Genomic DNA, 10,553 nt, shown 5'->3' on the forward strand with positions numbered 1-10,553 from the left:
CGTTATCGGAATAGCTTATAGCCGTTTAGAATCCCAAATTAAATATAATAAAAAACTAGGGAACACAGCAGTTAACGGTCATCTTTTAAGCATTTACGGTCTAAAAGAACTCATTAAAGGTTTCTCATTACAGGCTATAACATCTTATGGTCATAATTATATTAAGAATAAATCTAAAAGTATTAATAATATAATTGGAAAATATCAAAACAATAATTTAAGCTTCCAAACTTTATTAAATTATAAATATCGTACAACAAAGTACGATTTACATTTTATTCCTAATATCGGTTTTAAATATGATTATTCAAGAGCTAGCAACTACAAAGAATATAATGTAGATATAGAAAATTTGATGATTCAAAAGAAATCAAATCAATCCTTTGAAAATAGTATTGGCGGTAAAATAGTGTTTAAGCCTATAGCCACCACAAGTAATATAGTATTAACGCCAAGTTTGTATGGTAATATTGAGCGTCACTTCAATAATAAAAATACAAAAGTTAATGCAAAAGCAACTTTTAAAGGACAAACATTACAAGAAACGATTATTATACCGGAACAACCTAAGCTTGGATATAATATCGGTAGTAATATACTTATAAGTAGAAAAAATATAAATGTTCTACTTGAATATAATTATTATACCCATAAAAAATATCAAAGCCATCAAGGACTTGTTAAGTTAAAAGTCAATTTGTAAAGATAAATACAGGATAGTTTTTTAAGAATCTTATCCTTATTTATCAAACCTCTTAATAGATAAGCGTATTAACCAAACTGCCAAATAGAATATCGGTGTACTAAATACGGTAAAAAATAGTTTAAATGAATAGCTATTAAGTACAAGATGACGTAATTGGTCAAAAGGAAAAATATTAAATAAGCTCATAATCCCAATTACAATAAAAGTATCAATAAATAAAGAAATTGCCGTACTAAAATTGTTTCTTATCCATAAATATTTACCTTTAGTAATTTTACGTATCCATAAATAGATATTAATATCAACAAGTTGAGCTATATAACAGGCAAAAGTTGATGCTAAAAAAGATATATAATATGAACCAAAAACTTTATGAAAAGTTATGTTATCAACCTTAGACCAATTAGTAGCTTCCAATTTATCCATAAGACTTATTATTAAAACTACTATTATATTAAAAATAATAGCAAGCTTCACGCAAAAATTGGCTCTTTTTTTACCATAAAACTCAGCTATTAAATCTGTTAATAAAAAAGTTAACGGGTAAAAAATTGCTCCTATAGATAATTCAAGAATATAAAAATTAAAAATATTAAGGTAAACAAATTTTTGATATATTAAGTTTCCTACTATAATAAGGACTGTAAAAAACGTACATAAAATGATATAAAATTTTTCTTTTATATTAAGTTCTATAGACATTTCTAAAATTATTTTGTGAATTATTGTCATGCGGCTTTGTTGCATGGCTCGGTTTTTTCGTCATTGCGAGAAGAAACTGTAAGTTTCGACGAAGCAATCCATTAAGAAATGCTGTAAATCAGAATTTCTTTAATTATTTTTTTGGATTGCCACGTCGCTTTGCTCCTCGTAAGGTGTTGTTGCGTAGATCAGTTTTACCTCTGTCATCCCGTGGCTTGACACAGTAGGTTTTACCGGTCTACGCAACAATTCCTCCTCGCAATGACTGTTCGGGTATCCATGCGGGCAATACCAACAACGGTAAACAATGACAAGTATGAGAGATATTATCAAGATAAAGCTGTAACTATTTAGCTACAGGTAAACTATTTTCTGCTTGATTTTCTTCAATTTCATTAATCTTAGAAACTAAATCAGATTTCTTTTTTGAGGAAAGATTAGCAAGTACTATTGCATTTATTAAAAATAATGTTGTAAGTACTATAGTACTTTTAGTAAGAAAATTACCGACTGTTTTAGCGCTAACTACTCCCATATTATTACCACCGCTTATACTACTAATGCCATCCGATCCGCTACGCTGCATCAGAATAACTATAATTAACAATATAGCAATGGTAATATGCACAAAAAGAAGAATATCTATCATAATATATATTTTCAGTGGTGCTACTAGGGGGAATTGAACCCCCGACCTCTTCATTACCAATGAAGTGCTCTACCCCTGAGCTATAGTAGCTTAGAATTTTATTTTAAACTCTTTTTGTCACATATTTGTTATTAAATCAAGAAGAATTTTGGAAATTCGTTTACTATTTACAAAAAAGCTCTTATTCTAGCTTTTCATTTGCTCCACCTATATGTACTGCATCAGAAGATGCTACTGTAATTTCATTAGCATACATTCTCACATTCTTTCTGCAAATAACCACTTAGAATCTTTAGTTTTTTGCTTTGGTTTGGCATGCTAATATCATTTTATTATCTTGTACTAACTTTTGTAATTGGGCTATCTCATTTGTAGCAGCAGGTCTCATTTTCTAAAGAGCCATTTTCTTCTTGCCGTAGTCGGTCAGTCGTTACAGCTGTAGTAATGCGATGGTATGTACCTAATAAGTCTATATCTATCCTTGAAGTTGCCTCGTTACTAGTTATTTTTTCAACAGTTTTGGAGTGATTTATATTATCCTGTGAGATACTAGCAAAAACTAATCCTTTTTTAGTTATTTTGTGTTTTTAAGCATTGCCATAGTAAGAACTCTTAAGTGTCAAGACTACAATTTTATCATTAAATTCAACTAGATTTGCAGGTTTTGTAATTTTGTCATATTGTATCTAAACTTCTATTTTTGTAAAAAGATAAGGCAATCAATGCAAAAATACAGCTTAATATGACATAATAAACTGCCGAGGTTACATGCCCTGTTTTTTGTACTAAATATTCAAAGACAAGAGGCGTAGTACCACCAAAAATACTTGTAGCAGTGTTATATGAAATAGAGAGAGCAGTGTTACGTATATTTGTATGATAAAATTCTGCTTGTAATGCCGGTTCAGGGCCGATATAGCTAGCCGCAAGTATAGCAAGTGTAAATTGTGAAATCATTACACTTGTGAAATCCCCGCTCTCAAAATTATTAAGTAAAAACGGTGTTGTTACAATAATTATTATCAGATTAATTACAAAAATTTTCCTGCGACCTATAATATCGGATAGATAACCGCTTAATAAAGTTACGGCTATCATAATCACATAACATACACTAGCGAAGCTATTTACCTCATTTTCAGTAAAGCTACGGCTGATTTTTAAAAACGATACCAAGTAAATTGTAGTTAGATAGAATATTATCGAACCGGGAGCATTGATAAAAATCGAGATTAATATATCAAACCAATGATTGGTAATGACTTTTTTTAACGGTGATTGTAAAATCTTTTTTTGCTCTCTTAGATTTTTAAAATTCGGTGTTTCGTGTGTATTTTTTTTAATATAAAATGCTGCAAAAAGAATAAAAAATCCAATTAAAAAAGGTATTCTCCAGCCAAAACTATCAAATTGTGAAGCTGTTAGGATATTCTTAACGATATAAGAAACAAAAGAACCAAGCAATAAACCGGAGCATATACTAGACATTGAAATACTACCGGTAAAGCCTCGGTGTTTATGGCTAGTATGTTCAATGACAAAAGCAATAGAACCGGTCAAAGCTCCTCCCATTGATAATCCTTGTAGAATTCGTACACAAATCATTAATATAGTCGCAGTTATACCTATAGTATGGTAAGTTGGTAATATTCCTATTAATACGGTTGGGGCAGACATGCAAAATAACGCACTAGTTAAGGCTATTTTGCGTCCAAATCTATCACCAATAACACCAAAAAATATGCCACCCAACGGTCTTGCCAAATAACCTATAGCAAAAACTAAAAAAGTTTGCAGTAAAGAAGTATTAGCATCATAATTCGGGAAAAATTTTGCTCCTATTATTGGTGCAAAATAACCGAATAACACATAATCATACCATTCAAAAGTGTTAGCGATACCGCTTGAAAATACTAGCTTACTGCGATTCATGTTTTCTACTCATAGCTTCTTTTTCGGAGTATATTATAAATAAGGTGGCAGGAATTATTATTACTGCTCCATGAAGTGTATTTTTATCAGGAAACTCGTTAAATATGAAATATGCCGCTATTGCTGAAATCACCAGCTCTAAATATCTATAAGGAGCGGTAGCGGTTGCATCTACCATGGAAAAAGCTTTAAGCAGGAAGAATAATATTAAGCTTCCGCTACTACCAAGTACAAATAATAAAGCTAATTCAAAACCACTAGGAGTTAGCCAATACTGCGACGCCACAGGTAGCGACACTATAGCAGTTACTATTGCCGAATAAAATAGCATGCTAATCATTGATTCTTTTATTACGAATTTTTTATTAATAATATCAAGCATAGCAAATGAAATAGCCGCTAATACAAAATACAAAATTTCGGGATTAAAATCCTCGGCATGCGGTTTAAGCGTAACAACAAGCCCTATAAATCCTACTACGGTAACTACCCATCTTTGCCAAATAATATTTTCGTTAAGAAAAAATATGGCAAGTATTAAAGTAAATAAAGGGGTCGAAAAACTTACAACTGTTGCGGTAGTAACAGGAGCTATAGTCAAACCATAAGTCCATGACGTCATACCAAAAAATAATAATAATCCTCTTAATATATGTACAAAAGGACAACTTGTTTTTAAGGTATTTTTACCGTAATACACAACAAAAGGTAGTAAAACTATGCTACTGAAAAAGAAGCGAAAAAAAGCTACTTCAAAGCTATGTAAACGAGTCCCAAGATATTTAGACATTACATCATTGGCACTACTACTTACTAAACTAAGTAAAAACCAACCTATACCGGTTAAATATGTTTTTAATGCATCATTCATTAATATGCTCCAATTATTTCTATAATTTTACTTAAATGTCTTGACTTTTAGCATAAAAGAATTCTATCATTTACAACAATGGTATAAAATAATATAAATAAAAATCTTATATACTAATACGGTAATCAATTTTAAGCAAGTAAAGGTTATAATTAATATGTTAAGAATAGTGCAAAAATTAGGGATAATTTTGTTTGTATCCAGCATAAGTATTAATAGTTTTGCTAAAAACATGTATGATAATGTAGATTCTGCTCCTGACTATGATAGTACACCGTATTACGAAAACGAAGGAAGTTTAGTTTTCAAGATGCGTCTAGGAGGTGTTTTCTCAAGTGCTAAGCAAAAAGTACTACCTACTCCTACCTCTCCTCAACCTGTTCCAATAGGAGAAGTTGCAAAAAACGGTTATGGAGGTGATGCATCTACTACTATATTCTTTAACAATTATTTAGCTACTGAATTATCGCTTGGCTTTAATGTTTTACGCACTAAATATACATCCCTTGCAGCCGTTGCGCATAATTATGGTGTTGATAATGTCAAACTAGGAAAAAACAAACCTATTTATATGATTCCTGCAACGGTTACCGGACAATTTCATATAGCCCCTTACGGTGGAATAAGACCGTATATAGGCATAGGTTATCACGGTTCTTATATACTTACGCAAGCTACCGGTCTTAAAATTAGAAACGGACACGGTGTCGTAGGACAAATAGGTGTAGATTTTTATGCTAAAGATGATACTTTAATCAATATTGACGTAAGACAATTTTTCTTAAATCCTAAACTTGAGTATAAACCGAATTTAGTAGGTACTAAAACCGTGACCTCTAAAGTTAAACTTAATCCTTTAATAATTTCTATAGGTATAGGATTTACTTTTTAAGAATATACGGCACTTTTCTATGTCATTCCCGCGAAAGCGGGAAGCCAAAATAAAAGTGTAAATACAGCAAATTTTTAAAATTAAAAGCTCGATTTATCTCATTTTATGATGGGTTCCTGCTTTCGTATGAATGACATAAGTGTCCACACAACAACGCCACACGTAAACAACATAAGAGAACGGGCATAACATATAATAATTAAGTAATCCATCTATGTCCCTACAAATTATCCAGTTATTATACTTAGTTGCGGCTATTTGCTTTATTCTATCACTCAAATTCTTATCCTCACAGAAACAAGCACGTTTAGGTAGTACCGTAGGTATCTTGGGAATGCTGATAGCAGTCGGCGTTACTTTTTTCCTTCCGGATTTTACTCATAAATTACCGATTATAGCAACCCTATTATTAGGTGCTATAATCGGAGGGATTATTGCACTTAAAATCTCCATGACAGCAATGCCTCAATTAGTAGCAGGTTTTCACTCTTTTGTCGGTCTTGCTGCGGTATTTGTAGCTTACGCTACGATACTTGCTCCTGAAAATTTTTCTATAGGAATAGCAGGAAGTTTACCGATTAATTCATTAATAGAAATATCAATAGGCGTCTCTATTGGTGCTTTAACTTTTAGCGGCTCGGTTATAGCTTTTCTAAAACTACAAGGCTTAATGAAAAGTAGCCAGTTAAAATTCTACGGTCAGCAATATATATGCTTATTAACAGCAATAATATTAGTTATTCTAGTAATATCTTTTATTCGTTCAGAAAATATATTTTTATTTAACCTAATAGTCTTTTTATCGCTGTTAATCGGAGTATTACTAATAATACCGGTAGGTGGCGCAGATATGCCTGTTATAGTATCAATGTTAAACTCTTATTCAGGTTTTGCGGCAGCAGGTATAGGCTTTACGCTTAGCAATAGCCTACTTATTATTACCGGAGCATTAGTTGGTAGTAGCGGAGCTATACTTAGCTATATAATGTGCAGGGCTATGAATCGCTCATTAATCAAGGTTATTTTTGGAGCATTTTTACCTACACCTACAGGAATTAACAAGGATATAGACGACGATAAAATAGCAAAAACAAGCTGTCCTGAAGATGCGGCACATTTACTACTTAATGCATCATCGGTAATAATTGTTCCCGGTTACGGTATGGCAGTAGCCCAGTCTCAGCATATCATAAAAAAGATGGTTGATATATTAGAACGTTCAGATATTAATATACGTTTTGCCGTACATCCAGTAGCAGGTAGAATGCCGGGGCATATGAATGTTTTACTTGCAGAAGCTAATATAGATTACGAGAAAGTACTTGAGCTTGAAGAAATTAATAGAGATTTCGCTACCACTGACGTAGTGCTTGTGATTGGGGCAAATGATGTAACTAATCCTGCTGCCAAAAATGATCCGAACAGTCCAATTTATGGTATGCCGGTACTCGATGCTGAAAAAGCGCGTACGATTTTGTTTATTAAACGTTCTATGGCTTCAGGATATGCAGGTATAGAAAATGAGCTATTTTATCACAATAATACTTTTATGTTATTCGGCGATGCTAAGAAAGTAGTTGAGGAGATAGTTAAGTTTCTAAATGAAGATTGACTTAAATCACTCTATTTGTTATAGTTCATTAAATTAAGCCAAAAAACAATTATCATGAATTCGCAAAAAACATTACCACTTCTGCCAAAAGCCACGGCTATGTGGTTAATTGAAAATACTTCTTTAACTTTTAAACAAATTGCCGATTTTTGTGGTATTCATGAATTTGAAATAAAAGGTATGGCTGACGGTGAAGTAGCACAATCTATAAAAGGTTTAAATCCAATTGCAAACGGTCAGTTAACTTTAGAGGAAATTGAGCGTTGCAGTAAAGATTCTAATGCTAATTTACAAATTTCATATAGTCCTGCTGATGAATTGATGAAAAATCAGAAAAAACAGCGTGCTAAATACACCCCTATAGCAAGACGTCAAGATAAACCGGATGCTATATATTGGTTATTGTCTAATTATCCGAACATCCAAGACCATCAAATAATTAAATTAATAGGAACTACTAAGACTACTATAGATGCTATTAGAACTCGTAGCCATTGGAATATGAATTCTATTCGTCCTCGTGATCCCGTATTACTGGGGATCTGTAGTCAAATAGACCTGAATAAAATAGTAGAAAGCCTAAAGCCTACACAAAATCCTATGAAAGAATCATAAAATTATACTAACTTCTATCCTGAGCAAAGCTTGCTTACGTGAATTATTCTTTGATTGTTATCCCACGCCTATTGCGTGGATAGCAAATTGTCATTGCGGGCAACCCCCCGTAGGTATTGTGGCAAGCTCATAAAATAATAACAAACTCTTGAGATTGCATACGCACAACTACTTATGTAATTTTCTTGCAATGACGTTCAAAACCATCCTGCGAGCTTGTGGCAGAATTCAGTTTAAAATACTAAAGATATTAGTATTTTAAGTTGTTTTTGAATACCGTGGTCAAGCCACGGTATGACATCGAATGGATTTTTTTATGGACTAGAAAAGTGATTATTGCCTAATAAGTCGTTTATCGCTAGGTACACTATAACTTTTATCGGTAGAACGATAGGGACAAATATCAATTCCTCCGCGCCTAGTATATACTATATAAATAGAAAGAAAGTCAGGCTTTATAGCGTTTTTAATATCTGTAAAAATACGCTCAGCACACTGCTCTGCAAACTCATGACAATTTCTAAAAGATATTAAATATTTCAGAAAAGAATCATGTTTTAACTTTTTTCCTTTATATTTTATAACAATTGAACCCCAATCCGGTTGACCTGTTACTAAGCAATTTGATTTTAGTAAATTAGAATTAATCTCTTCTTCTACTAAAACATCTTCATACTCAACTAAACTATTATCAGGCGGACCGTAATTATTGCATACTATATCTAAATCATCGATATTTTTACCACTTGGAACACCAAATGCTATTTTTGTATTTATAGGAAATATGCGTCCTGTTACTTTAGCGTGTGTAACATTACTTAGATCCTGCAAGATAATTCTTTCTAGTTCTTCTACTGATTCAACAACAAAATTATTAAAAGAATTTAGATATAGTTTAAATGATTTTGATTCTACTATGTTTTCAGAATCCGTCGGTATATAAAAAGTTCCTACTCCAACCCATGGCTTACCTTTCTTATTAAGACAAGATAGCTCATATGTATTCCAAATATCTACACCGTAAAATGGAAGATTATTACTATTTATTCCAAGTTCGTTTCGATTATTTATACGTGGAATTTTAAATAATAAAGTCGCATCATAACTATCTTTATAAGTACTTTTTTTACCAAGTAAAGAAGTCGATAAAGTCATTAATTATGCTCCTTGTGCTAAAATTTCTTTTTGTTGTAATTCATCATATTCTTTTAGCATATAACCGCGTCCCCATACTGTGTCGATATAATCTCTACCGCCAGCAGCATCACTTAACTTTTTACGAAGTTTACAAATAAATACGTCAATAATTTTCATTTCCGGTTCATCAACACTACTATATAAGTGATTTAAGAACATTTCTTTAGTTAAAATAGTTCCTCTTCGTAGTATTAATAGCTCTAAAATAGCATATTCTTTGTTCGTCAAATGTACTTTTTTGTTGTCAACTTCTACAGTTCTAGTATCTAGATTTACGCTAACCTTATCAAACCTAAATACTGATGCTGCATGACCTTTAGAACGTCTAACTATAGCTTTAATTCTAGCAATTAATTCCTCTCTTACAAACGGCTTGGTTAAATAATCATCGGCTCCAGAAGAGAAACCGGTAATCTTTTGATCCGTATCCGTTAAGCTAGATAAAATTAAGATTGGGGTTTTTATTTTTGCAGCACGCAATCTTAATAATATCTCAAAACCATTAATATCCGGTAACATAAGGTCTAAAATCACTAGATCATAACCACCGACTTTACCAAGCCTTAAACCTTCCACACCAACTGAAGCTTTATCGCAAACTATACCTTCTGAAGCTAAAGTTAGTTCAATTAAGTTAGCCATTTCCGGCTCGTCTTCAATTAACAAAACTCTCATTATTTTTCTCCATAAAATTCAATTTTTATATTGTGCTATAATTTAATTACAGTTAATTATTATTAACTAAATTATAATTTTTTATCTAGTGCTTTATACATTCATTAATTACATCAGTAAAGAATATTTAATCAAATTGATAAAATTTTTACTATTAACCTCTATCTGTAATTTAAAAACCATAGCGTTTAAAACGCAATTTATTAAATAATTAAATGATTTTCTTAGTTTTGATGCTCTGACATTTTCTTATGATATAAGGCACCAAAATCTATAGGATCAATCATTAAAGGCTGGAATCCTGCATCTTGAGTACAGCTAGCTATAATTTTTCTAGCAAATGGAAATATCATTGCCGGACAATGAACAGATAATAAAATCGGATGTTGTTCAGAATCAATATTAATTAAATTAAATACTCCGGCATATTTTAATTCTATATGAAATAACTTATATTTTTCATTTCTTGCAGTTGCTTCGATATTTAACTCTACTTCATAGAAATTTTCTTCCGATAAATTAGTAATATTTATATCTAGAGATAAATCAATTTGAGGGCGTTGATCTAAAGCCGCAAGAGAAGACGGGGCAGAAGGGTTCTCAAGAGATAAATCTTTTATATATTGTGCGTTAACAGAAATATGCGGCATTGCCTCATTAGTATCGGTGTTTATTGTACTCATAAAAATCCTTATTAAAAAT

11 protein-coding genes, 1 tRNA gene and 1 pseudogene are annotated in these 10,553 nt (G+C 31.8%); 4 read left to right on the forward strand and 9 right to left on the reverse strand.

What is annotated here, in order from left to right; genetic code table 11:
• The coding region (locus tag A452_RS0106945; protein WP_025999603.1) for an autotransporter outer membrane beta-barrel domain-containing protein at positions 1-703 on the forward strand (703 nt) is incomplete at its 5' end.
• A 36-nt stretch (positions 704-739) separates the two neighbouring features.
• Here A452_RS0106945 and A452_RS0106950 read toward each other — a convergent pair.
• The 6 genes and pseudogenes from A452_RS0106950 to A452_RS0106975 form a co-directional block, all read right to left on the reverse strand.
• Complete coding sequence (locus A452_RS0106950) at positions 740-1,438, reverse strand: queuosine precursor transporter (RefSeq protein WP_014412117.1); 699 nt, start codon at positions 1,436-1,438, stop codon at positions 740-742.
• Between the two features lie 316 nt (positions 1,439-1,754).
• Complete coding sequence (gene secG / locus A452_RS0106955) at positions 1,755-2,057, reverse strand: preprotein translocase subunit SecG (RefSeq protein ID WP_014412116.1); 303 nt, start codon at positions 2,055-2,057, stop codon at positions 1,755-1,757.
• 15 nt (positions 2,058-2,072) lie between these two features.
• Positions 2,073-2,147: transfer RNA gene (locus A452_RS0106960), tRNA-Thr, on the reverse strand.
• A 91-nt stretch (positions 2,148-2,238) separates the two neighbouring features.
• Positions 2,239-2,445, reverse strand: a pseudogene (locus tag A452_RS11250) (hypothetical protein).
• A gap of 287 nt (positions 2,446-2,732) precedes the next feature.
• Complete coding sequence (locus tag A452_RS0106970) at positions 2,733-3,989, reverse strand: MFS transporter (RefSeq protein ID WP_014412115.1); 1,257 nt, start codon at positions 3,987-3,989, stop codon at positions 2,733-2,735.
• Complete coding sequence (locus A452_RS0106975; RefSeq protein WP_014412114.1) at positions 3,976-4,860, reverse strand: DMT family transporter; 885 nt, start codon at positions 4,858-4,860, stop codon at positions 3,976-3,978. The genes A452_RS0106970 and A452_RS0106975 overlap by 14 nt, the downstream gene beginning before the upstream one ends.
• A 157-nt stretch (positions 4,861-5,017) precedes the next feature.
• On the opposite strand from A452_RS0106975, the gene A452_RS0106980 reads away from it, so the two are divergent.
• From A452_RS0106980 to A452_RS0106990, 3 genes are all read left to right on the forward strand, one after another.
• The gene (locus A452_RS0106980) at positions 5,018-5,752 is read left to right on the forward strand and encodes an OmpW family outer membrane protein (protein WP_014412113.1); all 735 of its coding nucleotides are present in this window, start codon (positions 5,018-5,020) and stop codon (positions 5,750-5,752) included.
• Positions 5,753-5,966: 214 nt separating this feature from the next.
• A complete protein-coding gene (locus A452_RS0106985) occupies positions 5,967-7,364 on the forward strand; it encodes an NAD(P)(+) transhydrogenase (Re/Si-specific) subunit beta (protein WP_014412112.1) in 1,398 nt (465 codons plus the stop codon).
• A gap of 54 nt (positions 7,365-7,418) precedes the next feature.
• The gene (locus tag A452_RS0106990) at positions 7,419-7,979 is read left to right on the forward strand and encodes a cell cycle transcriptional regulator TrcR (protein ID WP_014412111.1); all 561 of its coding nucleotides are present in this window, start codon (positions 7,419-7,421) and stop codon (positions 7,977-7,979) included.
• 333 nt (positions 7,980-8,312) lie between these two features.
• Here the strand turns inward: A452_RS0106990 and queF are convergent, their stop codons facing one another.
• From queF to secB, 3 genes are all read right to left on the reverse strand, one after another.
• The gene (queF, locus tag A452_RS0106995) at positions 8,313-9,134 is read right to left on the reverse strand and encodes an NADPH-dependent 7-cyano-7-deazaguanine reductase QueF (protein WP_014412110.1); all 822 of its coding nucleotides are present in this window, start codon (positions 9,132-9,134) and stop codon (positions 8,313-8,315) included.
• A 3-nt stretch (positions 9,135-9,137) separates the two neighbouring features.
• Positions 9,138-9,851 carry a response regulator transcription factor CtrA gene (gene ctrA / locus A452_RS0107000; protein WP_014412109.1) on the reverse strand — a complete coding sequence of 238 codons (714 nt, stop codon included), beginning with the start codon at positions 9,849-9,851 and terminating at the stop codon, positions 9,138-9,140.
• Between the two features lie 224 nt (positions 9,852-10,075).
• Positions 10,076-10,534, reverse strand: coding sequence for a protein-export chaperone SecB (gene secB / locus A452_RS0107005; RefSeq protein ID WP_014412108.1), 459 nt, complete (start codon positions 10,532-10,534; stop codon positions 10,076-10,078).
• Positions 10,535-10,553: the final 19 nt, after the last annotated feature.

It is taken from the genome of Rickettsia australis str. Phillips (assembly GCF_000273745.1).
Lineage (GTDB): Bacteria > Pseudomonadota > Alphaproteobacteria > Rickettsiales > Rickettsiaceae > Rickettsia > Rickettsia australis.

Bases quoted from the DNA above. Each gene is read 5' to 3' on its own strand.
- secG (WP_014412116.1), bottom strand. From the start codon at position 2,057: ATGATAGATATTCTTCTTTTTGTGCATATTACCATTGCTATATTGTTA.
- A452_RS0106975 (WP_014412114.1), bottom strand. From the start codon at position 4,860: ATGAATGATGCATTAAAAACATATTTAACCGGTATAGGTTGGTTTTTA.
- A452_RS0106990 (WP_014412111.1), top strand. From the start codon at position 7,419: ATGAATTCGCAAAAAACATTACCACTTCTGCCAAAAGCCACGGCTATG.
- ctrA (WP_014412109.1), bottom strand. From the start codon at position 9,851: ATGAGAGTTTTGTTAATTGAAGACGAGCCGGAAATGGCTAACTTAATT.
- A452_RS0106985 (WP_014412112.1), top strand. From the start codon at position 5,967: ATGTCCCTACAAATTATCCAGTTATTATACTTAGTTGCGGCTATTTGC.
- A452_RS0106970 (WP_014412115.1), bottom strand. From the start codon at position 3,989: ATGAATCGCAGTAAGCTAGTATTTTCAAGCGGTATCGCTAACACTTTT.
- A452_RS0106980 (WP_014412113.1), top strand. From the start codon at position 5,018: ATGTTAAGAATAGTGCAAAAATTAGGGATAATTTTGTTTGTATCCAGC.
- secB (WP_014412108.1), bottom strand. From the start codon at position 10,534: ATGAGTACAATAAACACCGATACTAATGAGGCAATGCCGCATATTTCT.
- A452_RS0106950 (WP_014412117.1), bottom strand. From the start codon at position 1,438: ATGACAATAATTCACAAAATAATTTTAGAAATGTCTATAGAACTTAAT.
- queF (WP_014412110.1), bottom strand. From the start codon at position 9,134: ATGACTTTATCGACTTCTTTACTTGGTAAAAAAAGTACTTATAAAGAT.